Origin of the sequence: Alistipes ihumii AP11 (assembly GCF_025144665.1) — a bacterium.
Lineage (GTDB): Bacteria > Bacteroidota > Bacteroidia > Bacteroidales > Rikenellaceae > Alistipes_A > Alistipes_A ihumii.
The window spans coordinates 507662-532067 of record NZ_CP102294.1 but is presented as its reverse complement, the minus strand read 5'-3'; the positions used below and the strand labels follow the sequence as shown (position 1 = coordinate 532067).

17 protein-coding genes and 1 tRNA gene are annotated in these 24406 nt (G+C 56.0%); 8 read left to right on the top strand and 10 right to left on the bottom strand.

Annotated features, from left to right (window positions below):
* Positions 1 to 3: 3 nt before the first annotated feature.
* Positions 4 to 1791 carry a translation elongation factor 4 gene (lepA, locus tag NQ491_RS02165; RefSeq protein ID WP_019244987.1) on the top strand — a complete coding sequence of 596 codons (1788 nt, stop codon included), beginning with the start codon at positions 4 to 6 and terminating at the stop codon, positions 1789 to 1791.
* Positions 1792 to 2099: 308 nt separating this feature from the next.
* Positions 2100 to 2172: transfer RNA gene (locus NQ491_RS02160), tRNA-Gly, on the top strand.
* A 246-nt stretch (positions 2173 to 2418) separates the two neighbouring features.
* On the opposite strand, the gene NQ491_RS02155 is transcribed toward NQ491_RS02160, so the two are convergent.
* The 9 genes from NQ491_RS02155 to NQ491_RS02115 form a co-directional block, all read right to left on the bottom strand.
* Complete coding sequence (locus tag NQ491_RS02155; protein WP_019244988.1) at positions 2419 to 3378, bottom strand: FimB/Mfa2 family fimbrial subunit; 960 nt, start codon at positions 3376 to 3378, stop codon at positions 2419 to 2421.
* A 331-nt stretch (positions 3379 to 3709) separates the two neighbouring features.
* Positions 3710 to 6112, bottom strand: coding sequence for a fimbrial protein (locus NQ491_RS02150; protein WP_019244989.1), 2403 nt, complete (start codon positions 6110 to 6112; stop codon positions 3710 to 3712).
* A gap of 19 nt (positions 6113 to 6131) precedes the next feature.
* The gene (locus NQ491_RS02145; RefSeq protein WP_019244990.1) at positions 6132 to 7226 is read right to left on the bottom strand and encodes a fimbrillin family protein; all 1095 of its coding nucleotides are present in this window, start codon (positions 7224 to 7226) and stop codon (positions 6132 to 6134) included.
* A 33-nt stretch (positions 7227 to 7259) separates the two neighbouring features.
* Positions 7260 to 8231 carry a fimbrillin family protein gene (locus tag NQ491_RS02140; RefSeq protein WP_019244991.1) on the bottom strand — a complete coding sequence of 324 codons (972 nt, stop codon included), beginning with the start codon at positions 8229 to 8231 and terminating at the stop codon, positions 7260 to 7262.
* 193 nt (positions 8232 to 8424) lie between these two features.
* Positions 8425 to 9432, bottom strand: coding sequence for a fimbrillin family protein (locus tag NQ491_RS02135; protein WP_019244992.1), 1008 nt, complete (start codon positions 9430 to 9432; stop codon positions 8425 to 8427).
* A gap of 64 nt (positions 9433 to 9496) precedes the next feature.
* Entirely contained in the window at positions 9497 to 10513 is a 1017-nt protein-coding gene (locus tag NQ491_RS02130; protein WP_019244993.1) for a DUF5119 domain-containing protein, read from the bottom strand.
* Positions 10510 to 11808: a DUF3575 domain-containing protein gene (locus NQ491_RS02125; protein ID WP_315968571.1), complete on the bottom strand. Its 1299-nt coding sequence runs from the start codon at positions 11806 to 11808 to the stop codon at positions 10510 to 10512. Before NQ491_RS02125 ends, NQ491_RS02130 begins: the two co-directional genes overlap by 4 nt.
* 518 nt (positions 11809 to 12326) lie before the next feature.
* On the bottom strand, positions 12327 to 13493 hold the full coding sequence (locus NQ491_RS02120) for an AraC family transcriptional regulator (protein WP_232423179.1): 1167 nt from the start codon (positions 13491 to 13493) through the stop codon (positions 12327 to 12329).
* A gap of 557 nt (positions 13494 to 14050) precedes the next feature.
* A complete protein-coding gene (locus tag NQ491_RS02115) occupies positions 14051 to 14980 on the bottom strand; it encodes a DMT family transporter (RefSeq protein WP_019244996.1) in 930 nt (309 codons plus the stop codon).
* Positions 14981 to 15231: 251 nt separating this feature from the next.
* On the opposite strand from NQ491_RS02115, the gene NQ491_RS02110 reads away from it, so the two are divergent.
* The 5 genes from NQ491_RS02110 (at position 15232) to NQ491_RS02090 (ending at position 21950) form a co-directional block, all read left to right on the top strand.
* Positions 15232 to 16599, top strand: coding sequence for an MATE family efflux transporter (locus NQ491_RS02110; RefSeq protein ID WP_019244997.1), 1368 nt, complete (start codon positions 15232 to 15234; stop codon positions 16597 to 16599).
* 47 nt (positions 16600 to 16646) lie between these two features.
* The gene (locus NQ491_RS02105) at positions 16647 to 17399 is read left to right on the top strand and encodes a CDGSH iron-sulfur domain-containing protein (RefSeq protein WP_019244998.1); all 753 of its coding nucleotides are present in this window, start codon (positions 16647 to 16649) and stop codon (positions 17397 to 17399) included.
* Between the two features lie 470 nt (positions 17400 to 17869).
* The gene (locus NQ491_RS02100) at positions 17870 to 18115 is read left to right on the top strand and encodes a hypothetical protein (protein ID WP_019244999.1); all 246 of its coding nucleotides are present in this window, start codon (positions 17870 to 17872) and stop codon (positions 18113 to 18115) included.
* Positions 18116 to 18280: 165 nt separating this feature from the next.
* On the top strand, positions 18281 to 18802 hold the full coding sequence (locus NQ491_RS02095; protein WP_147524856.1) for a hypothetical protein: 522 nt from the start codon (positions 18281 to 18283) through the stop codon (positions 18800 to 18802).
* A gap of 409 nt (positions 18803 to 19211) precedes the next feature.
* A complete protein-coding gene (locus tag NQ491_RS02090) occupies positions 19212 to 21950 on the top strand; it encodes a family 78 glycoside hydrolase catalytic domain (RefSeq protein WP_019245001.1) in 2739 nt (912 codons plus the stop codon).
* Positions 21951 to 22038: 88 nt separating this feature from the next.
* On the opposite strand, the gene NQ491_RS02085 is transcribed toward NQ491_RS02090, so the two are convergent.
* Entirely contained in the window at positions 22039 to 22974 is a 936-nt protein-coding gene (locus NQ491_RS02085; RefSeq protein ID WP_019245002.1) for a DUF1848 domain-containing protein, read from the bottom strand.
* A 210-nt stretch (positions 22975 to 23184) separates the two neighbouring features.
* On the opposite strand from NQ491_RS02085, the gene NQ491_RS02080 reads away from it, so the two are divergent.
* Positions 23185 to 24405: a beta-galactosidase gene (locus NQ491_RS02080; RefSeq protein WP_026089507.1), complete on the top strand. Its 1221-nt coding sequence runs from the start codon at positions 23185 to 23187 to the stop codon at positions 24403 to 24405.
* The last annotated feature ends 1 nt before the right edge of the window (position 24406 follow it).

Sequence of the window (24406 nt, the reverse complement as noted above, 5' to 3'; positions counted from 1 at the left end):
CGTATGAAGAATATCCGCAATTTCTGTATCATAGCGCATATCGATCACGGCAAGAGTACGCTTGCCGATCGCCTGCTCGAAACGACCAAGACGCTTTCGGAGCGCGAACTGCAGGCTCAGGTGCTGGACGATATGGACCTCGAGCGCGAAAAGGGAATCACGATCAAGAGCCACGCGATCCAGATGGAATATGTCTACAAGGGCGAGAAGTACGTGCTGAACCTGATCGATACTCCGGGGCATGTCGATTTTTCTTACGAGGTATCCCGTGCGATCGCCTCGTGCGAGGGCGCGTTGCTCGTGGTCGACGCGACGCAGGGTATTCAGGCGCAGACTATCTCGAACCTTTATCTGGCGCTGAATCACGATTTGGAGATCGTGCCCGTCATGAACAAGATCGATATGGATTCGGCCATGATCGACGAGGTCAAGGATCAGATCGTCGACCTGCTCGGTTGCGATCCCGACAGCATTCTGGCCGCTTCGGGCAAGACGGGTCAGGGAATCGAGCAGGTGCTCGAAGCGATCATAGAGCGGATTCCGGCCCCGAAAGGCGACGAACAGGCTCCGCTTCAGGCGTTGATTTTCGACTCGGTGTTCAATCCGTTCCGCGGAATTATCGCTTATTACCGAATATTCAACGGCACGCTCCGCAAGGGCGAGCGCGTCAAACTGTTCAATACGGGCAGCGAGTATACGGCCGACGAGGTCGGCGTACTGAAGCTGAAGATGCATCCCCGCGAAGAGCTTCGCGCCGGCGACGTGGGCTACATCATATCGGGCCTGAAGACTTCGGCGGACGTGAAGGTCGGCGATACGATCACTGCGCAGCGGAACCCTTGCAGCGAGGCGATCGCCGGTTTCGAGGACGTCAAGCCGATGGTGTTCGCCGGGCTGTATCCGGTCGAATCGGACCAGTACGAGGATCTGCGCGCTTCGCTCGAGAAGCTTCATCTGAACGACGCCTCGCTTACCTACGAACCCGAGTCGTCGCTGGCGCTGGGCTTCGGGTTCCGTTGCGGGTTTCTCGGACTTCTGCATATGGAGATCATTCAGGAACGGCTGTACCGCGAGTTCGACATGGATGTCATCACGACGGTTCCGAACGTGTCGTACAAGGTCCATACGACCAAGGGCGATGTGCTCGACGTGCACAATCCCTCGGGATTGCCCGAGCCGACGCTGATCTCCTCGATCGAGGAACCCTATATTCTGGCGCAGATCATTACGAAGACCGAATATCTGGGCAATGTCATCAAACTGTGCATCGACAAGCGAGGCACGCTGCTCAATCAGGTATATATCACGCAGGACCGCGTCGAGATCAATTTCGATATGCCGCTGGCCGAAATCGTGTTCGATTTTTACGACAAGCTCAAGAGCATATCGCGCGGCTATGCGTCGTTCGACTACCACCAGACGGGATATAAGCCCAGCAAGCTCGCGAAGCTCGACATTCTGCTCAACGGCGAGCCGGTCGATGCGCTGTCGTCGCTGACTTACGTCGATCATGCCTATGATTTCGGCCGTAAGATGTGCGAGAAGCTCAAGGAACTGATTCCGCGCCAGCAGTTCGATATAGCGATTCAGGCCGCTATCGGCGCCAAGATCATCGCCCGCGAAACGGTGAAGGCCGTTCGCAAGGACGTGACGGCCAAATGCTACGGGGGCGACATCAGTCGTAAGCGCAAGCTGCTCGAAAAACAGAAGAAAGGCAAGAAGCGGATGCGTCAGGTGGGGAATGTCGAGGTTCCGCAGGAAGCGTTTTTGGCTGTGCTGAAGATGGAGTGAGTTGCAGGAGGGCTTGTCGGTTTCTCACGAGACACCCTTTTACGTTTTTGTTCCGTAGTTTGCGGTTTCGTTGCAGGGGCGGGCAGAAATGTCTTTCCGCGTTTGTCTGCTGCCGAACTTCTGCAGGGGGGCCGGTCTTGCCTTGCCTTGCCTTGCCTTGCCTTGCCTTGCCTTGCCTTCCCTTCTACACTCGTACTGCGCGGCGGTGTCTGTCCTGAAAAAAGTTGGAGTTTTTTTGCTATCGTCATTTTTTTGCCCTTTTAAGTGACGAAATAAAGGGAAAAAACCGTATATTTGCCTCTGCATTTGCGGAAATAGCTCAGTTGGTAGAGCATCAGCTTCCCAAGCTGAGGGTCGCGGGTCCGAGTCCCGTTTTCCGCTCTTAAAGCCTTGATAAAGAGGTTGTAAGAGATGGAAAAAATCCTTATGTATCGAGGATATGTAAGGATTTTTTATTTGGGGGCCGCTGAAAGAAAAAGCCAATGGAAAGCAATTTCGCGCGATCTCGTTCGTGACCGCTCGGCCTCGGGTTTCCATTCCCTGCTTCGGCGGTAGTTGAATGAACGAAGGAAGAGGCGCCGGACAATCGTCCGGCGCCTCTTCCTTACGTATCGACGGGTAATACTTCTAATCTACGATCGGAAAGTCGATGGTTTCGCTCTCCTCGTTCCAGTCGTCGTAGTCGAAATCTCCCGGATTGCCGTCCACCAATATCTTGCCCACGTTGATGTTCAGCGTCAGCCGTGTATTGGGTGACAGAGTCGCGTTCAGATTTTCGCTCAGTTTATACTCCGTACCGTCCTGCAGAGTGATGATCAGCTCCAGCGGCGGATTAGCGGCCGAGGGAAACAGCATCACCGTGATGTTGCCGTACGAAAGTCCGTCTTCCGAACGCGATAGCTCGAACTGTACGGTTTTGGTCATGTTTTCCGCCGTGCCGGTATAAAAGTTTATTTTTTCGGCGATATTGCCGATATTGACTTTCACGCTGGCGATTTCGGGAATGAATGCACTGCCGTCGGACTGTTTGATGACCATTTTCAGTCCCGAACTTACGCGCGAAAGCGAGGTTTGCAGGGCATCCGTGCCGATATGAGCCGATTTGACGGCATGTACCAGATCGTATACGGGGGAATAGAGCCCATTGCCTATGCTTCGCAGGCTGAAATAGAGCTTGGAGAGATCGGCGCCCTCGATCAGCCCCGGCGAGACGATCTGCGGCGAGTTGTGGATCGGTTCGTCGTATTTCGGCGTGCCCCAGTACACCATATTGTAATTCCCGACCGGCAGATGCAGCTCGCGATTGTATTGGCCGGATATATCTCCGTTCAGGATAGTATAGTATCCGTAGAACGGGGTCAGTTTCCCGTTGAAGTAATTTCCGTAATAGACGGACGATTCATCGTTGCAGGGGTATATTTCCAAAATACCGGTGAAGGGATGCACGCTGAGAGGTTCGGCCATGCGTACGCTGACATCGGGAGTAACCAGTGCGGGCGTAGGCTGCTCGTCGCTTTTACGGTCGTCGTCGGAACACGATGACGCAAGGAAAATCAGGCTCAGGGCCATAAAAATCAATTTCTTCATAACAATCGTAATTATATAGGTTCTTTGATGCAATTTTCATTCCAGTTATCCGCGAATCGGAAAGTAGCGGCGAGACGAACGGATAACATGCGGGCATTGACAAAAATGCCCGAACCCGTTAACAGACGGACAGAGTGTTCCGATAGCGGGCGAAAGACGTGCATGCCGGGACGGAATCCCGTGCGGACAAAAGATTGCGGGCAAGACGGCCTGATGGTTCGGGGCCTTTCGGCTTCGGGTAGCTATATATGTATTTCGGACGGTCTTATGTTTGAAGTCCGCCTCCCCTATCCGTCTTGTCTGCTGCCGGAAATAAGCCGGAGCGGCTCCGTCAGTCTATTTCCGCATCGTCGGCCGGGCGATAGACGGCACGGATACGCAGTACGGTGGTCCGTAGCGCTTTCCCGTATGGACTGGCCGGTCCCAGGTCCGGATCGTAAAACTGGTCGGAGCCGCTGGGTTTGTGGACAATCTTTCCGTCGACCTGGTGGGCCATGGTGGCGCGGGCGTACGAAGTGGCTTCCATGATGGAAATATCTCCGAGCTGAAAGGGCCTTTGCGCCGGATTGCATGACCAGTAGAACGAGTTTTGGAACTCCGGCGTGGAGGCGTAATAGGTCGTCAGCGTATTTTCCAGCTCTCGGATGGTCGGCAGGTACCATCGCATGTTGTCGTAGGAAATCATCCCGTTCCCGTCGGTTTTGTTCTTGCGGTAACAATACTCTGCCGCCGTGGAGGGTTTGACGTCCAACACCATCGCCTGCAACGGTTGCGTCGGAGAACCGTCGCCGAGAAAACCGTCGTTTTGGCCGTAAATGCCCTGTTCCATCAGGATGGCTATGGTGTTTTTTCTGCCGTTGAAGAAACCTTCTATCGCATCCCGTCGCGGTAAGAATCCGCCAAGTCCGGTATTGATATTTCCCATGTCGGACGGTCCCCATGACAATCCGTCGTATACCTGATCCGTCGTCCACGAGGAGAGAGGATCATAGTAGTCTAGATACTCTTCATAGGCTTCCGCATAGATATAATATTGGTGTACGCCACCATCCTCCACGCTGACTTTCAGCAAGCCGTGCTGTTCGAGCGTGACGGTGTGCGATTCGCCGACCGGCTGCCCGTTCTCCTTGTAGGTCAGCACGAGGTCTGCCTTACGGCTTTTCGTGCTGATATTCTCATCCGCATAAATATAGATTCGGTCGCGGTCGCGCACATCGTCGTATCTCGTATTGTCCGCCAGTTGGTCGGGATCGGTCAGCAGGTTCGTGGTGAAGAACTTGCGCTTGCCCGTTCCGGCGGCGTATGCCTGTCCCGGATGGCTGATCTGGTAGTCTTCCGCATTGCCGCTCGCCATGACGGAAGCCGGGACCCGCTCGATACGTACCCAGTCGTTCTTTTCCGGGTCTTTTACCTCTATGTCCATCGACGGATTGCGCTCCGTATCGTACAGGTAGATGTCCATCGGCGTAATGTTGAAATGAGCGTCCAGATTCTTGTGCCGCAAGAGGGAGATATAGTAAGGGTTGGTCGTCTCTACGTTGATGCGGGCGTCGAAAGTCACGTTGTTGCCGGAATGATCGTCCGTGCGGGTGATGCCCGAGATCGTCACCCGGTTGCGGTACTGGTGGTTACGCCTGACATTGAAGTCGCTCACCGGGTCGCAGCCCAGATAGATCGTACAGGTGGCGGTGTAAGTCAGGTCGTCGGCATCGGTGTAGATACCCCCGATAACCAGACGTGTTGCGGGGATCGTATCGCCGTCCTTTCTGACGGCCAGCAGCGGCTTGTAGCATTGGTAGGCGTCGGAGGCTATGCTGTCGGGATAGGGATACGCCCCTTCGTATCCCGGTTTGCGCAGGTTCTCGAAAACATAGAACGAAAGGGTCGCTTCGCCGCTTTGGTTGTAGATAATGCCGCTGGTCGGGTCCATAACGCCTTCTCTTTCGGTAACCTTTTCGGCGATTCCGTCGCCGTCCCGGTCGAGGTTACTCTCGCTGTCCGGGGCGATGAGAGGGACGGAGGTGGCCATGTTGCTCACCTTGTAGTCGGTGAGGTTCAGCGAGGGTAGCTTGCCGATTTCGCCGCTGCTCGACGACACCTTGAAAGAGAAGTCGATGCGGGCCATCAGCGCTTTCATCTCGATGACCACCTCGCCTTTCGCCTGCGTCAGATCGACCGTCGTGCTCGACTTGCCCACCATAGGCATGCCCGAGGCGGGCAGTTCCAAGAGCGTTTCGTATGAGGTCGGTTCGTAATGGAATGCCTCGAAAGCGGTTTCGTCGGGTATTCTTTCCGGGTATCCTTCCTCGGTCAGATTTCCGAACGTTCCGGGTTCTACGTTCGCCACTACGTATACGGTGGCTCGGGACGCATACGCATTGTCGGCGAATCCTTCGTTATCTATGCGCAGCGTGGAAGTTCCTTTGACGCTCTGGTATCCTTGAAAGGAATGGCCTCCGCCGTCCTGTCGCGCTTGCAGGTATTTGCCATCCGGTCCGAAAAGGAATACGTGCAGCTCCTTGATCTCGCGCTCGGCCTCGGTCTTGGGGTCGGAGGCGCGGGTGACGACCTCTGCGCGCGACATGCTTTTCGTGACTACCGAAAGCCTGAAGCCGCCTCCGTCAGCGGCGCCGCCCGGTGCGGTATACTCCCCTTTCGTGCACCCTGTCATGCTCAACGCCGCGATGGCCACCAGCGGTAAAAACGGGTATTTCCGTATCGTTCTGCCGTTCATCTTCTGTGTGTCTGTCTCCTTATTCAAATTCCAAATCGCTGTCGCCTCCGTTTTCCCATGTCTGGTTGTTATCGACCACGAAACTTATGACGAAAGCGTCGCCGATAAAATTCAGCTCTACGGTATAAATCGTGCCCGACATGGGGAGAAAATTGGCTACGTCGCCTATATATTTATCGGTATGCTCTGTCCCCATAAACGTATAATCGATATAAATTCCCGCATCGCCCAGATAGGGCGATGCAGCCAGATTGGCTACCAGCATCAGCGACTTGCCGCCGATCTTCTCCGCCGGACTGCCGTATGTCACGTTCACGTCGTCCTCCTCGCGGGCTCCGTCGAGGAAAACGAAAGTCCCGGAATAGGTGTCCGCCGGATAGCGCACTTCATCACCGGCCATGTCGATCTCTATCGAGCGGTAGAAAGTCCCTTTCAGGCGCAGGCCGCGAACGACGACGGCGTTCGTTTCGTTATGGTTGCTGACCTTGAAATTCAGGCAGGTCAGCAGATGGTAGAATCGGAGGTTCACATGTCCGTCGCCGCGCGTTACGTCCGTCGAAGCCGCCACCATCGCGTCGGGTATCCGCTCGATTTCGCGCGGGGTATTTTCCGTGCCGCCCTCGAACGGCATGGAGAATCTCATCGTAGGAGCGCCCATGCCCGCCTGTGTTTCCGGGGTGACGGCGAAGCAGTCGTCGCTGTAGGGATAGTAGGCAAAAAAGCTGTATAGGTAATCCTGTCGCTCGTACCAGTGTCGCTGCGTGCCGGTATAGTAACAAGCCGAGCCGTTGTAGGCGACTTCGGTCTTATGAAACAGGTGGGGCGTGCTGCGCGGGGCTTTGGAGTTCCACGGGTCGGGTCCCGTGCTGTAGTCGAGGTCCGTATTGTCGCCTTTCATAGCCAGACAATAGCCCAATACCCCGAACGATCCGCCTTCGGGAAACTCGTTCACGGGTCCCGCGGCGCGCGACAACAGCTCGCCGTCCAGCGCGATACCCGGAGCGCCGAAGCGTATCGGCTCGTCCGAGAGCGTCGCCGGGGCGGTGTATTCCGCTTTCTGGCAGGCGGTCAGCGCGGCCAGCAGGATTGCGACATATAGCGTTTTTTTATTCATATCCGTATCTCGTCTGTCGTCGTTATTCGGGGATCATTCTACCGTGATGTTGCCGCCCGAGGCCGAAGACCAGGGAATGACCTCCGGTTTCTCGAACAGGATGTACTCGCTGCCCACCGTGAAGGTATAGCGGTAGCTGCATCCCGCTTCCCATGTGCCAATGCCTGCGCCGGCGAGGCTGATGCTCTTTGCGAACGTGCCGCTCGTGCCGTTCCCCGCATATTCGTACTCGATCTCCAGCACGAAGCCGTCGCCCACCTGCTGGGGGAACAGCAGCGGATCGTCCGCGAAGACGGAGATTCCTGCGGGCGTCAGTTCCCGAGAGACGGTATCCCGGGCAAAAGGATTGTCGGCATCCGTTGCCTCCCCGAGGCTCCATGTCCCGTTCTCTCCGGGCTGTACGGCGCACTCCCCCGTTCCCGGCATGCCGTAGAGCTTGACCGAGCGTATCGTCGCCGAAACTCCGGAGGCTGCCAGCGCAGGATCGATACGGCCTATGATCTGTACCTGAGAGAGCAGATGACGGAAGGTGAAGGCGACGCGTTGTGCCGGTGGCTGGTATGCGAGCCCTGTTTTCTCGGCCGTCATCAGGTCTACCGACCGCGTGGCGTCGAAATCCCTGATGCGCAAGTACGGAATCTCCCCCGCGACGGTATGATTCTCCAGCTCGGCCTCCTGTCCGGCCGGATAGAGGGCATAGAAATCGTACGTCGCCTCGTCCTGCCAATATTGCAGGTCGTCGTACTGCCACGATCCGCCCGTGCATGTTACGGCCTCGCGCGTCAGAATCAGCCGGGGCGTGCCGCCTGAGGGGGTCTCGCGGGCCCATACGGAAAATGCGTCCCCGTCGTTCCCCAGCGAAGTCACTGCCGACCGCGTAACGGTCGTCGTAAAGCCGATGGCTCGGTGTGGCGCATCCGTGCCGCTCTCCGTCGAGCAGCCCGCCAGCAGCAATGTCCACGAGACCGACATTCCAATAGCCCGGATCGTATCGTTGCGTTTCATCGTTCTGACATTGATTTCCTATGGATTTTGCGGCCGGGAGGGGACAGAGGCAGGCTTCCGGCCTTTCTCCCCGATACCCGGCGGAAGCGATATGCTGTCATATCGTTTCCGCCGGGCTTACCGATCGGTTCAACCCCGCCCGACCCGTTACGATGTTTTCCGACCGTATCGTCGGATAGACCTGAATTCCTGTTTACATCGGAATCTCGACCGGTATGTCGGTCGGCTCGTCCGGCCATTCCGTTACGGTCGGATCGCCGAACTCGATCGGCTTCATTTCCAGATTCTCCCCGTCGATCGTTACGGTATAGTTATAGCACTGCCCGGCAGTCCAGCCGTTTTCCAAAGTCTGTAACCGAACGCTGACGGGCTTGCTTTTCGTTGCCGCTTCGGCGCCGTTTGTCCAGATTTCGGCCGTGAAGGATACGGTCATAGTCTGAGCAGGCACGCTTTGCGGGATGACGAGGTAGTCGTCCGTAACATTTCCTTCGGTTCCCGGAATCTCCAGCTCGCTGTTTGTGAATGCCGTGCCGTCGGTAGCTACGTTGGTATGACCGTTCCAATCCATTTCCATTTCGTTCGTTTGGTAGGAATAGTTACCCTGCAAGCTCATGCCGTAGAATTTGAAGTCCTTGATATGCAGGGTCGTGTTCTTTCCGAAAGCGCTTTTGAAAGTAAAACGGATCATGGAAAGCGCATGGCTGAAGGAGAACTGCACCTTTCGTTCATGCGTCGCATTCGATACGTGAGCGTAGATTAGGTCATGCTGACGGTCCTTGTCCGATACGAAATTCGTGAACGAGATCGCTTTGTTGGCTACGTCCGCAGCTACGGTGGCAACGCCTGTCAAATCCGGGGAATAGGCGGCAAAGTCGTAGGTTTTATCCTCCACCCAGTATCTTACGGGAGAATAAGTCCAAGAGTCTGCGGCCTTCGTTACTTTCGTTCCGATCGCTTGCTCTCCGGCCTCCGCCGTTCCGAATACGTTGTTGAAGCCTTCGTATCCGCCGAATACGAAGAAATGGTCGATTCCCTCGGTGGTAATGTTCGCGTCGTTCTGGGCCTTCGATTCCACGGTATGGCCGATCCATGCTCCTGCGAAGCCGATAGCCGAGCCCTGCGGCCGGTCTGTCGTCTCGGTCTTGCTGCAACTTGCCAGAGCCGCTGCGACTCCGGCGAGTAAAAGAAAACTTTTTTTCATCTTTTCGTTGTTTAAAATGGTTTTACATGATTGTTCGCGTGTATTTCCCGATCTACGCTCGCTTTCAATCGAGCGGCAACTCGATGTCCTCGTACGGGCCCCAGCCGTCTACTTCCACCTCGAAACCGGCATCGCCTCCGGCCTCGTCGTCCGTGACCGCGAGCCCGGCGACCGTAATCACGCCTCCGCGAGGCTGTGCGGCTACCTGCTCCGTTACGTCGAACTCGAAGCTCTTGAGCTTGCCATTGCCGAGTATCACTTCCAAGTTCAGTCCGTAGCGATTGTCCGGCCGCTGCATGGGTGCGTCCGGCGTGTAGCCCGGTGCTCCGAACGAGGCGACACGCGCCTCGACCCCGAATTTCTTCAGCTCGCCCTCGAAAAGGACTGTCGCGGTTTCGTCGCCTGTGCGTCCGTCCTGCAGATAGACCGATTCGGCCATGCCCGAGAGCGCGCCCCGTGCCAGCGCCACATGTTCCAGCCCCTGAGCGAACTCGTAGCGGATCAGGTAGGTATAGACCAGCGGTTGCAGTTTCGCCGGGAGCGTCACGGGTTCTTCCGTCGGTTTCGCTTCGTACCTCTCGATCCATTCGCCGTAAAGCATATCGGGGGCGTTGACCGTGCGCTCGTCCCCGTGCGTTTCGCTGTAAGTGGAACGGGTGCGGGTACGCGTGGTAGCCGAGGCCGAAGCCCATGAGTTCATGTCGCTGAAGACGATAAAGCGGGTATCGTCATTGTGCAGCAGGATCGATTTCCTCCCCTCGCTCATCGGCAGCTCGCCTCCTTCGGCCGACAGGTGGCGCTCGGTACGCGATCCGTCCCCGTCATAGACGAAAGCCGCGATTCCCGTAGCCGGATCGGGACAGAGGTCTTCATATCCGCAGCCGAATCTTTCTTCCGCCCAGTTGTCGTCCCAGTTCATGCCGTGATCGCGCTCCCAAACGCACTCCCATTCAGGCTGCACGACGACGCGCACGTTCAGCCCGTGCATGTCGTGGTCGTAGCACAGTTCCTTGCGGCAACCGCACAGCAGTAACGATACGCCGCACAGACAAAGGAATATTCCGCCGTATCTCCTGTTCATCGCGCACCTCCTTTCCGGTTCGCGTCCCAGAGCCGCCAGACAAAGGCGAATTTGAGCTTGACGGGGCCCAGCCAGTTCGTCCGGCTGGTCTGCTGATAGACATAGTGCCCGTCGATGGGCAGATACTCTTCGTACTTCGTGTGCAGGAAGCCTATGCCGAGTCCCGTCTCCAGGGAGAGGCGGCGGCCAAGGGGAAACATGTAGCCGTAGCTGAGCCCGACCATCCAGAAATCGCCCTTGTAGCCACGGGCGCCGTTCTCCAGGTCGTACCAGCTTCCGCCCACGAAAACTCCCAGGTAGTGGCCGTGCCACGGCTGTCTGGTTTTGAACCAGTATCGCGCTTCGGGGCTGATCGTAGCGATCTGATAGTATCTGTGCCTCGGCTTTTTCGACCACCAGGCCACCTCGCCTTCGAGGTTCACGCTCCAGCGGTCGTCGATGCGGTATTCCGCTTCCAGCGAGGGCATCCCTACCGCGTCGTATAACAGGTTGGTTTTGATCGCCAAGCGGTACAGAGGCTCATGCCGTGCGGAGACGGAAGCCGTTCCGGGAACTTGTTCCGCAATCTGTCCGGGAGCCTGCTTCGGATGCTGTTCGTTCGGAGTAGTACGACCGGCTTCATCCGTCCGGGGCCGGTCTTGTATGGACGCTGCGGGATGCGGCATGGAATCGTGGACCCGAGCTATCTCCTGGCCGGGAGCATTCCCTGTTTTGTAATGCAATTCGATCGTGCAGTTGCGAAGCTCTGCGAAGAAACGCTCCTGCAATAGGCGATAAATCTTTCCGCCGCATAATTCCATGAGTTGTTTCTTGCGTCCGTCGACGATGCGTCCCTGCTTGTCATAAATCCATACGGGCGTATTCTGCAAAATGTTCAGCACTTCGTCCCGATCCGGAACGGAAGGGTCGGACTCCACCGAAGCGGCCAGACCGTCCCAGTCCACGCCCTCGGCAGTCGTGACGATCAGCGAATCGGGAAACGATACGCGCGAACGAATATAGACCAGCACGCTCTCCGTGCGCCGGCGGCTCAAGCGTAGGTTAGCTTCGTTCATCCCGTCCGGAGAGGCATTGCCTTCTACCGAAAATACGATAAGCTTCCGAAGGGTATCGGACGCATAAGCCTTCAGCCGTCCGACAAGGTCGTCGAGAGTCCGGCGGTTATCGCGCAGCGACAGGTCCAGTACGGAATAGCCATGGCGGAAATAGATCCGTACCGGATCTGCGGCAGAGCGGGCCTGTACGTGTGCGCCGTAAAGAAAAATCAGGTATAAAAGAACAGCACAACGCTTCATATTCATCATACGTTCAACTCATACGAAACTGATAATCGGCCGGTTGCCCGCAGGGCGTTCTGATACGGCGACCTGCGGCCGCGCCGAACGGCGCGGCGGATAGCCTGATTATTCGTTGGTTAAAACGGTTGAGCGATAAATACGGAAGTATGAAACAGAATTCCTGCAAAATAAGGTGCAGCCAAACTGTTGATTAGCGGCTTTTTTTTACGAATGTTGGTAAATTCCCTTTTTTTTTCGTACCTTCGTAATTATAAATCAACGTTTTAACCAACGTTTTTGCCAATGCAAATTCCAATCGTGTTCCTGTCGGGACGGAAAGGAAGGGCGGTTCTTACGTTTGTTTTCTCCTACTCCGTCGGGTCCGGATAAATATTCGGAGAACGGAAAGAAACTTTAGCACACAAAAATGCCGGGAAATTGCGGTCGGATCGTTGCCGTTTCGTGAAATTAACTTTGCAATTCGTAAAAAAGAAGCGTGGAAAGGGCTCTTGCAGGATGCGGAGCCGGCGAGAGGATTACTCCTGGGTCGATTGTCTGCGATAGCGGTTCGGAGTAAGGCCGCCGTGACTCTGTACGAAAGCGCGGTGGAAAACCGAAGGGGACGAGAAGCCGCATAGCTCGCCGACCTGTCCCACGGGGATATCCCTGTGGCTGACGAGCATCTCCTCCGCCTCGCGCATGCGGTAACCGCGCACTACGCTGCTGAAGCTATCCCCGAAACCGTCGTTGAATACTCGGGAAAGGTAAGTGCGGTTCAGCGGCAGTACCTCCGATACATCCATAAGCTTGAAATTCCCGTTCAGGTAGGGTTTTTTCTCCGCCATCCAACGGGTCACTTGGTCGCGATACGCGGGCAGTTTTCTGAGGAATATGCTTTCGTCCCCGGGGGAATCGGCATGGTCGGCCGACAGCCGTTCTTCCCGAAGCTCTGCCTCCCGGCGTGCGTCCGTCTCGTCCAGCGTGTGACGGAAGAAATCCTCCGTGTAGGGATTGTCGTGGAAGAGTCCTTTGTAGAGGGTGTAGCAGAAGAAACACTGTACCGTGAGGTTATGTACGATAAGGCAATAGGTGCTCCCGTCGAAAAGCAGCCAGAAATAGGCTACGCCGATCAGCATCACGCCGATGCCGTAACGGCGCAGCCACGAAATATCCATGTCCTTGTCGTCGGAATAGTTGTCGCGGCACCATTGCCGGTAGACCTCCTTGTAGCGCCACGTCAGCCGGAACAGGAACGCGAGATATAGCACGATGGATGCGATCATCAGCAGACGGTACCAGACGTTGAACTCACCTATATGTTCCATGAACTGGCCCGTATCGCGCAGCATCCGCGGCTCTTGGCCGAGCAGATGCAGGCCGGCGTAATAGAGCAGCGACAGTGCGGCATAAGGAAGCAGCAGCATTCCCGCCCGTTTCAGACTGAGCCATCCCGGGCGTACCACCTCCAAAGGATAGAGCAGCAGAACGATCAGGAAAAAGTTGCCGGCTACCAGTACGAGGGTGTCCGCCGCATCGGTATTCGTGAAATTCAGGTCCGAATTTCCCATGAGCGTCCCTGCGACGCGCGTCGCATAGATAAGTCCCCATATCGACATAACGGCTGCCAGCATGCGCCGGGAACGGCTGTCTCTCCCGCGCAGAAGGAGCAGGAGCGCGCCGCCCAGACAGATGACGGCCGCCATCGTTTGCAATATCGGCAGTATATTGGCATATCCGGACATAGTGACGCGCGTCTGTAAAAGACGATGCAAAGTTAAAAAATGTAGAAAAATTCTTAACGGCCGGCTCGTCCGGTTTTCATAGGGCCGGCGCGAAAAGGGGAACGAGAGAAAAGGAACCGCCGAATATGTCCGGTATCCCCACTTCCGGATTCGCCGGCTTCATGCTGAGTTCCGAAATGTATCGGCCTCCTTTCTTTGTGACGGGTATATATTGCGAAATTTCGTGAAGATGCCGCGCGGGATGTGAGCGTCGGTCCGTCATCGACAGGCTCGCGCCTTATTGCCGGTGCGGGAGCGAAAACATGCCTTCGCGGGGGAGGTTGATTTAGCGGCTCATGCGCTTGTCCGTGATCGCCTGCCATGCCGTCGGGCGAAAAATCCGTCGGGAAATCGGTCGCTTCAAAAGTCCTGAACAGCGCTCCTGTATTCGGGCGTCGATGAGCCTCGTGTGAAGGCGCACGTCGCGCGGGGACCATGACGAACGGGTACGGAGAGGAATGCTCGGCTGCGGAGGCTTGTTACGGTTTTCGGATCGGGAGTTTCGGGAACAGTTTCCGAAAGCGTATCATGTAGGTCGTTATGTTGCCGCCGGCGATGATGAGGGTGACGGCCAGAATGATCATCGCTATGCCGCAGCCGATTCTCGGCGTCAGCGGTTCGCCGAAGACGGCGACTCCGAAAAAGACGGCCGTGACGGGCTCCAGCGCCCCGAGAATGGCTGTCGGAGTCGATCCGATGTATTGAATGGCGCCGGTCGTACATAGGAACGAGATGGCCGTCGGGAAGATCGCCAGAGCGAGCAGATTTCCCCACAAGTACCATCGGTCCGGGACGGTTATGTGTTCGCCGAAATCCAGACGGACGAAAAACAGCGTCAGTCCGGACAGCAGGATGTAGAACGTGACTTTGAGCGTTGCCACGTTCTTCAGGACCGTCCGGTTGATTCCGACGATATAAAGAGCGTACGAGAGGGCCGATGCGAATACCATGATCGTTCCGGTCAGGTTCAGCGTCGATCCGTCTCCGTTCCGGTAGAGCAATCCGATGCCGCAGAGCGCCAGTAAGATGCACAATGCGGTTTGCAGCGTCACTTTCTCCTTGAAAGCGACCGCCATGATCAGCGCCACGAGGATCGGATAGACGAACAGCAAGGTCGATGCGATGCCGGCATCCATGTAGTGATAGCTCTGGAACAGGGTCAGGGAGGAAACGGCGACCAGCAGGCCCAGCACGATCAGCGGCAGGATCTCCCGGCGCTGCAGCCTGAAGTCGCGGCCTCTGGCCTTGAGCATGACGCCCAGCAGCGGAAGCGCGAACAGGTATCTGAACAGCAGGACGGAATCCGTGTCCATTCCGTTTTCGTACAGCGGAAGGGCGAACAGCGGGTTCATGCCGTAGGTGGCAGCGGCCACCGCTCCGAGAATGTATCCTTTGGTTTTCGCGTTCATAGTTTTGTCGGTTCGGGGCAAAGATAATCGATTCCTCGCGGCTTGCGAAATTTCCGTTTTGTTCCGTCGCTTGTCTACGGCCAAGTCCGGTCCGTAACCGTACCTTGGCCGCCGGAGGAACAAACGGTTGCGAGTTTTTCCGCCGCCCGTCTCTGTTTTTTTCGGATTTTCGGTATCTTTGCAATCTCCGTATTGGCCGGTGCGATTCCTCGGTCGGCCTTGTTCTCGAACGGACGTTAAACGATCGTAATATGGCGAAGCAATTGGATGGAGCGACGGCCCGGTTGGGCACGGAGCGCGTGGGGCGGTTGCTGCTCGAATACTCGATTCCGTCGATCATCGGGATGGTCATGATGTCGCTGTACAACATCGTGGACCGGATTTTCATCGGACAGGGCGTAGGGCCGCTGGCCATTTCGGGGCTGGCGCTGACTTTCCCGCTGACGGCGCTCGTAACGGCTATCGGTACGCTGATCGGAGTCGGTTCGGCGGCTCGCATATCGATCGTGCTGGGAATGAGGGATATAAAATGGGCTCGTAATATTCTGGGCAATGCTTTCGTGCTGACGTTTCTGCTCTCGGCGGTACTGATCACCTGCTCGATGCTGTATCTGGACGATATTCTGCGCGCTTTCGGGGGCAGCGACCAGACGATTCCCTATGCCAAGGACTATTTGCGGATCGTAATTCCCGGCAGCGTGCTGTCGAATCTGAGCTACAGCTTCAGCAACATCATGCGCGCGAGCGGGTATCCCAGCAAGTCGATGTATACCATTCTGATCGGCGTGGGGCTGAATATCCTGCTCGATCCGCTGTTTATCTTCGGGTTCGGCATGGAGATCAGGGGGGCGGCCGTCGCGACGGTCATTTCGATGTTCGTCAGCTCGTTGTTCGTGCTGAGCCATTTCTTCAATCCGAAGCATCCGGTACATTTCCGCCGCGACTGCTGGGTCCCGAAAAAGAGAATCATCCGCAATATCGTGTCGATCGGCATGGCTCCTTTCCTGATGAATCTGGCGGCGAGTATCGTCAATGTCATCATGAACAATCAGCTGGTCCGCGAGGGAGGCGATCTGGCGATCGGCGCTTTCGGAATCATCAACAGCTACGGCATTCTGATCGTTATGACCGCCATGGGACTCTGTCAGGGCATGCAGCCGATCGTCGGATTCAATTACGGAGCCCAGAAGCTCAAGCGTATGAAAGACGTGCTCAAGTTGACGATCCGGATCGCTACGCTGATCATGGTGGTCGGCTTCGTGGCCTGCGAGCTGATGCCGCGACTCCTCGTCCGCGCTTTCACGACCGATCCCGGATTGATTGATATTTCGGCCCGGGGGCTTCGGCTTGCATATGTCATGCTGCCGGTCGTCGGGTTCCAGATCGTGGTCTCTACTTTTTTCCAGTCCATCAGCAAGGCTTGGAAAGCGATTTTCATGGGGCTCTCCCGGCAGGTGATTTTCTTGATACCGGCCCTTTATTTCTTTTCCCGCTGGTTCGGCCTGACGGGCGTTTGGCTCAGTATTCCGTTCGCGGATTTTCTGGCGTCGGCGGTAGCCGCGCTGTTTCTGCTTTCCGAAAAGAGGGTGTTCTATCCCAAGGCGGCCCGTCGGGTATAATTCTTGCTCGTTCGGGAAAGGTGTGTATTGATTTAAACGGGTAGAATATGAAAAATCTGATGGTCGAGCCCGGGAGCGAAGCGGCTCCCGAGCGCTTTCATATGACGATTACGGCCGGCGGGCCTTACCTCGTGTTCGGACATCCGCCTTTGCGGCAGCAGTTCATGCTTCCGAACCGGGACGGTGAGATTTGGTATTTTCAGGCCGGAGAAAAGTATTCCACCGAGTCCGAGCCTACGGCGCTGTGTCGTTGCGGCCATTCCGGCGACAAGCCTTATTGCGACGGCTCGCACGTGCGAGCCGACTGGGATCCTTCGCTGACGGCTTCCGAAGAACCGCTGCTCGACGGAGCCGAGCGGTACGAAGGGCCGGAAGTCGCCTTGACGGACAATCGCGCGTATTGCGCCTTCGCCCGGTTTTGCGATGCGAAAGGACAAGTGTGGAATTTGGTCGGCATGGAAGGGAAGCAGGCTCGCGACCTGACGGTTCGCGAGGCTGACCATTGCCCTGCCGGCCGGTTGTCGGCGTGGACCGGCGGACAGGAGCCTCACGAACCGCATTTCGAGCCGTCGCTCGGCTTGATCGAGGATCCTCAGCAGGGCAGCAGCGGTCCGCTCTGGGTTCGGGGCGGCATTCCGTTCAGTCGCGAGGACGGATTTACCTACGAAGTGCGGAACCGGGTTACGCTGTGCCGTTGCGGCCGGTCGTCGAACAAGCCTTTCTGCGACGGGTCGCACGCTTCGATCCGTTTTCAGGACGGACTGCCTTCCCGTCCCGATCCCGACGGAGAACGTTGGTAGCCGGAACGAGAGAAACGGGAGCGCATGGGAACGAGGAGAATTTCCCATGCGCTTTTTTATGATGCGCCGGGCAGCAAGGTGCGAATGCAGTATTTACCGGATTTACCGACGAAAAATTTGAAAAGCTCGGAGATTTGTCTATAAATTTTCGATTCCATAATTTAAAGTCAATAGGAGCTTACCTGCTGGTTAATTAAATTGGCTCTCTCATTTTGAAATGTTTCCTTGATATTTATCTGCATTTAACCTGATTCCATCAAAAGCTTCTTGTGTTGATCTTGCTGATATGGAGATAAAAACAAAAAATCGATAGAGTTATAAAAATAGTAGCAGATACTATTAAAAATAAATGCTCAGAATAATATCAGAGAAAAATCTGCAAAGAGCATTATAAACTGGGATGTGGTTGAAATGGTTGTTAAAAAAATGAAGACAGCCTCGTTTATTTACAACAGGCAGCTTTACCGGATATGAATTTTGATTTATCGAAATATTATGGATATTTTTGGTTTAAAGACATAACCTTCCTCGTTGAGATTCAAGATGGTGATGAGATGATTTACGATGAAATATTCAAATATCATAATATGGTAACCATACCTAAAGAGAAAGAATCTTTTACAACCATTATTGAAAATCCGGGTTGGTTATTTCGGTATATAGTTAAAAATAGCCAAGTTGGACGTTTGAACAGTTGGGGTATGGAGTTCTTATAAATTCGACTGTGAATAAAGTTATAGCATTCCGAGAGTTGCCCATTGAGGATATGATTCGTCATGAACATGGTTTGCCCCTCAGAGAGTTTTATCAACGGGGAATAGAAGATAGTCGTTTTATTATTCAAGGGACAACCAGAAGTAAATTTTTTAACAATTACGATTATGAAAAGTCGTATTAAAAAGGGCCTAATAACCTATACATTATTGTCAATAGCTTTGTACAATGTCAGTTGTCAATGTTTAAAACATCGCAAGAATTCTTATGCTGAAGGAAAATATCAAATGATCTGCTTGACAACCATTGATGACAATGTGCCTCATTGGACGTTTTCCCGGGATAATTATTCAAAAGATACGAAGATTATTGACGACGAATCTTTAGAAGTTATCATTCGAAAAGAAGACTTTACTCGACATCAATTCTATCAGGATGTGTTCCCTTTGGATACTACTGCTATGTATTTTCCTGATATGGACCATATGTATGGTCCTCTCTATGTCATTTTGTGGGATCTACTGGAACATGGTAGAGCTGAAGTTTTATTTCAGGAGAGACGCATTGATTCCATTAGACATCGTTTTTACTCTTTTTTAGGTAGTGAACAAGAATGTTTAGAATTTTGGGATAAGAATCATAACATATGGATTCCTTTGCTTGATCGACTGATTAAGATGGGCGAATAACTTATCCTCAAAAAGAGCAAGTGAGAAATCACTTGCTCTTTCTATTATTTTTTCGCAAAGTGAAACTTTGGCTGATTCGACATAGATATTATAATATTCGATCCGGTTACGGATGAATATTATTCCACAATCGAATGACGGGCCCGTTAATTGAGAAAGACTATTTGGTCAGTCCGTATGCTTATTGCAACAATAACCCTTCAAAAAATACCTCGACATGGACGGTCGCTAATTAGGGTCGACAAAAAATGATGCCCTCGCCGAATGAGATATCCGTTTCTCGCACTTGCGCCCGGAAAAACAGATAGGGAATCGAGTCGGATAAATCCGCCGGAAATATTATATTTGTGAACCGGGGCTTGGGTGTGAAGAATCCCGGCAGGTTTCACTTATAATCCGACTTGAACGAATGAACGACCGAAAAATGATTTTCCGGCTGTTGGCCGGAGCGGCTTGCCTGCTGTGGGCGATTCCGGCGACGGCCGCCGCCACGGGCGCGGATATCGTTCCGCGCAAGCTGACATGCGAATACAGGACCGATCCGTCGGTCGTGGATGCCGAGCACCCGCGGCTGTCGTGGATCAACGAAGCGGTATCCGATCGCCGGGGGGCGAGCCAAAAGGCTTGGCAAATCCGGGTGGCGTCGTCCGAGGAGAAATTGCTGTCCGGCGAGGCCGATCTGTGGGACAGCCGCAAGGTGAAGGACGACCGTTCGATCCTGATTCCCTACGGCGGCCGTCCCTTGCGCTCGTGCGAGAGCTGCTGGTGGCAGGTCCGCGTCTGGGACGATCGCGGCCGCGTTTCCGAGTGGAGCGAGCCGGCCGTATGGCATATGGGACTGCTCGACGAGTCCGACTGGCAGTGTCAGTGGATCGGAGCTCCGTGGCAGGGCGACGAGCCGCTGGCGGATACCGGCGGGGACGTTCCGCCGCGCGCCCCGCTGCTGCGCAAGGCATTCCGTGCGGATAAGCCGGTGGCTTCGGCCCGTTTTTACGGGACGGGACTCGGTTATTTCGAATTGTACATGAACGGGGAGAAAGTCGGCGACGACGTGCTCGTCCCCAATCAGACGAATTACGGCAAGCGGACGAACCTGGACCGGGGAGCGGTTCCGCTGGAGGACAATTTCAGGGAATATCGGGTCATGTACCTCGGCTACGACGTGACCGATCGGATACGCCTTGGCGAGAACGCGATCGGCGCGATGCTGGGCAACGGCTTTTACAATGCGAAGATTCACTGGGTGAGGCCGTACGGTACGCCCCGGTTTTTCGGCCAGCTGCATATCGTCTACGAGGACGGGACGCAGCAGGTGATACCGACCGATCCGACATGGAGGGTTTCCGAAGGGCCGCTGACCGATATGGTCTATTCGGGCGAGCATTACGACGCGAGGGCCGAACAACCCGGCTGGTGTTCGCCGGGCTTCGACGATTCGTCGTGGAAACAGGCCGCTCCGCGCCGGGCCCCGGGCGGAAAACTGGTCGCGCAGACCTCCCCTGCCGACCGCGTGATGGAGATTCTCCGGCCCGAGAAAATAGAGAAGCTCGGCGAAGGCCGGTATCGGGTCGATTTCGGCGAGGAGATTTCCGGCTGGGTGCACCTGCACGACGTGACGGGCGAGGCCGGACAGCGGATCGACATCCGCTACCTCTGCGAGTCGCCCAACGGATCGAACAGCTATACGATGCGGGGCGGCGCTCCGGAATCCTATCATACGCGCTTTACGTGGTACGTGTTCCGCGAGGTCGAGATCGACGGCTGGCCCGGCGAGCTGAGTCCGGGGCAAATTACGGCCGAGGCCGTCTACACCGATGTGCCGTCGACGGGCCGTTTCGAATGCTCGAACCCCTTGTTCAACCGAATCAACCGCATATGGCGGCGAAGCCAGACGGACAACATGCACGGCTGTATCGCCAGCGACTGTCCGCATCGCGAGCGGTCGGCCTATACCGGCGACGGGCAGGTGGCCTGCGTGACGGTCATGCACAATTTCGACGCGGCGGCGTTTTACAGCAAGTGGATCCGCGACATCTGGGGCGCCCAGAACGTCGAGACGGGGTACGTGCCCAACGGAGCGCCCTGGCAGCCGGGCTGCGGAGGCGGCGTGGCATGGGGAGCCGCGATGAACATCATGCCGTGGGAATTCTATGTGCATTACGGCGATCTCGACATGCTCGAAGGCTGTTTCGATGCGATGAAGGAGCAGGTACGCTACATGATGCGCTGGGTCGATTCCACAGGCGTCATGTGGATGAACTCGCCTTGCCAGTGGATGAATCTGGGCGATTGGTGTCCGGCTTTCGAATTTCCGCCGACGGAGATGGTGCACACGTTCTATCTGTGGCGATGCGCCGATCTGACGGCCCGTGCGGCCGAGGCGCTGGGCCGCAGGGAGGACGTCGTGCGGTACGACGAATTGGCCGCGCGAACGGCCGAAGCCTTTCACGACCGGTTCTACGACGAACGGAAAGGCTCCTACGGGGCTTACGGGGGCAATGTTTTCGCGCTCCGGATCGGCGTTCCGGCCGATCGGCGCGACCGGGTGATCGCTTCGCTCCGGCAGGACATCCTGTCGAACGGGGGGCATCTCGACACGGGCATATTCGGCACGCAGTTCTTTTTCGAGACGCTCTGCGACAACGGCCTAAACGAGCTGGCCTACGAGGCGATGAACAAGCGCGACTACCCGAGCTTCGGCTGGTGGATCGAGCAGGGCGCCACGACGACCTGGGAGCAGTGGAACGGCGAGAATTCCCGCAATCATCCGATGTTCGGCGGCTCGCTCGTGTGGTTCTACCGGCGGGTGGCGGGTATGAACGCCGATCCCTCTCGTCCCGGTTACCGGCATATCGTGTTCCGTCCGGTGCCGCCGGATAGCCTGACTTTCGCCCGTTACGACAAGGCGACTCCTTACGGCGAGGCGTCGATCGAATGGCGCAGGACGGACGGACGCTTTGAAATGACGGTGCAGGTTCCGGTCGGCTGCACGGCGACCGTTTGGGTGCCCGGAGCCCGGTCTTCCGATTCGGTATCGACCGATGTCGGCCGGGCAGGCAGAGACAAGAATCTTTCGTTCGAGGGCATCCGTGACGGGTATGCGGTGTACGAGGTCCGTTCGGGCCGCTACGGCTTTCGGGTCGAATAGGCCGGTTGCGGTCTTTGAGCGCGGTCCGGCCGGTTCAGGGAGCGTATTTGTCGGATAGGCGGAGTGTCCGTTTGTGCGACGAATGCGGTCAGAACAACGAGTGCTCTCCGTTTCGGAGACTGTGCGCCGGCCGATCTCTGATTACGGAGTCCTCGCACGGCTCTCCGATCATCGTGGGCGAGTTCGGATTGTGCCGCAGGAAATTGTTCGCGACCGCGTTCTCCTTGCTTCTGGTAGCGTAACAATACGTGCATCCGTTCGGGCAACTGTCGTACATGCCGATGTCGATGCTTTCGATACAGCGGCAGGTTTTTCGCTGGTTCCGGTCTTTGGTGGCGGTGATGCGGTAGCCGGCGATCCGCTCGATCAGGTCTTTGTCGATACACGGGCCGCCGGGAATGCCCGCTTGGCTCAGATCGATCTTGACTGTGCATGTTTCCAACCGGATCGGGCTGTCCGCGACCGCGCATCGGAACGAGGCGGCCATCGATTCGATCTCGCCGCGTTCCGGCGGACGGATGTCCTGCCGGTCCAGGGCCGGACGGATATGGCGGTAGTGGTCGATGAAGCCGAGCATGCAGCGTTCGGTGTGGTTGCTCAGCTTGCGGGCGAGGCGGGCGAAAGCTTCGCGGTGGAAGCGCGTGTCGTAGGTTTCGTTGATCAGAATCGGGTCGTAACGCCAGACTACTCTTTCTTTTCCGATCATTTCGGAAAGTTTTCGGAATGTCTCGATCCGCTCTTCGATCGAGGGAAGGTTGCGCTCGATGTCTTTCCCGTACGGGTTCAGCGTGAATTGGAAATAATACTTGAAGCCGTTCAGTTTGCCGAGCCTCGGCAGCATCGGAGCGGGGTTCTTCGTCCAGAAGACGATGCAATCCACTGCGTCCGGACGGAGGCTCACGCGGCTGACCGACCGCGGATTGAACGGATTGGGAACGAGTACGTGTCCTTCCCCGAGGCGGTTAAGGAACCACGGGGCGTAGAAGGCGGGAATGTCCGTCCGACGGCTGGCGCTGATGATCATACGATATGAACGGCGCGGAGGCCCTTCGTATTGCGCGTTTCCTGTTTGCGGATTCGGGAAAGCGGCCGCCGGCGTCGCACGGACAGGAGGTTTCGGAACCGCCCGTTTCCCGCCGAGAAACGTTCCCGCATGCAAGCCCCGCAGTCGCGCGGTTTCGTGAAAGTCGATTTTTTGTTAAATTTGAAGGCTTTTAACCCAAATAATCTCGTTATGAAAAAACTATGGTTGCTTCCCTTGCTGACGGCTGCGCTGATCGGATGCCGGCCCTCGCAAGAAGAACAGTCGGTGCGATGCTGGCCGAAATTACCCTCTGCGGGCGAAATGACGGTTTTGGCATGGTACGGCATTCCGTCCGATTGTACGTCGGTCGAACGTTTCGAAGAGCTCAAGAATGCCGGATTCACGCATCAGTTTACCGGGTATCCCGATGCCGAGGCTATGGCCCGCGCGCTGGATACGGCCGAGCGGGTCGGCATTCGGCTGATCGTTTCGTGTCCCGAGCTGGAAACCGAGCCCGAGGCGACCGTTCGCCGTTTCATGAATCATCCGGCGACGGCGGGCTATTTCCTGCGCGACGAGCCGTCGGCCGACGACTTCGCGGAACTGGGCGCATGGGCCGCGCGGATCCGTGCGACCGATGACGCGCACTATTGCTATCTGAATCTGTTCCCGAACTATGCGCCTGGCGAGACACTGAAGACGGACAGTTACCGGGAATACGTCAATCGTTTCGACCGGGAGGTGCCCCTGCAACTGCTCTCGTTCGATCATTATCCGGTCGTAGGCGACACATGCCGCCCCGAGTGGTACGAGAATCTGGAGATATTCTCCGACGAGGCGCGCAAGGCGGGCAAGCCGTTCTGGGCCTTTGCGCTCGCTACGGCTCACAAACCCTACCCGATTCCCGATCTGGCGCAACTGAGACTTCAGGTCTACAGCGATTTGGCCTATGGCGCTCAGGGAATTCAGTACTTCACTTACTGGACTCCGGAGAAGAATCCGACATGGGATTTCCATCATGCACCCGTCGAGCGGAGCAGCGGCCGTCGGACCGACGTATACGACAAGATCAAGCAGATGAATGCCGAGATTCAGGCTTTGAGCGGCGTGTTCCTCGGCTGCGAGGTGGTGTCGGTCCGTCATACGGGCGAGTCGATTCCCCGAGGAACCGTTCGGCTGACCGAGCTCCCTGCCGGAGTGAAGAAGCTCGAGACGACGGGTGCGGGGGCTGTCGTGTCCGAATTGCGTAACGGGGATAACCGTTTCGTTGTGATCGTGAATCGCGATTTCAAGAATCCGATGACGCTGCAAATCGAGTTGGACGAGACGGCGAGTCGGATTCTCAAGGACGGATCGGTCGTTCCGGCATCGCTTTATCACGAAACTATGGTCGTGGAGCCGGGCGACGCGATGATTTATATGCTTGAATAAT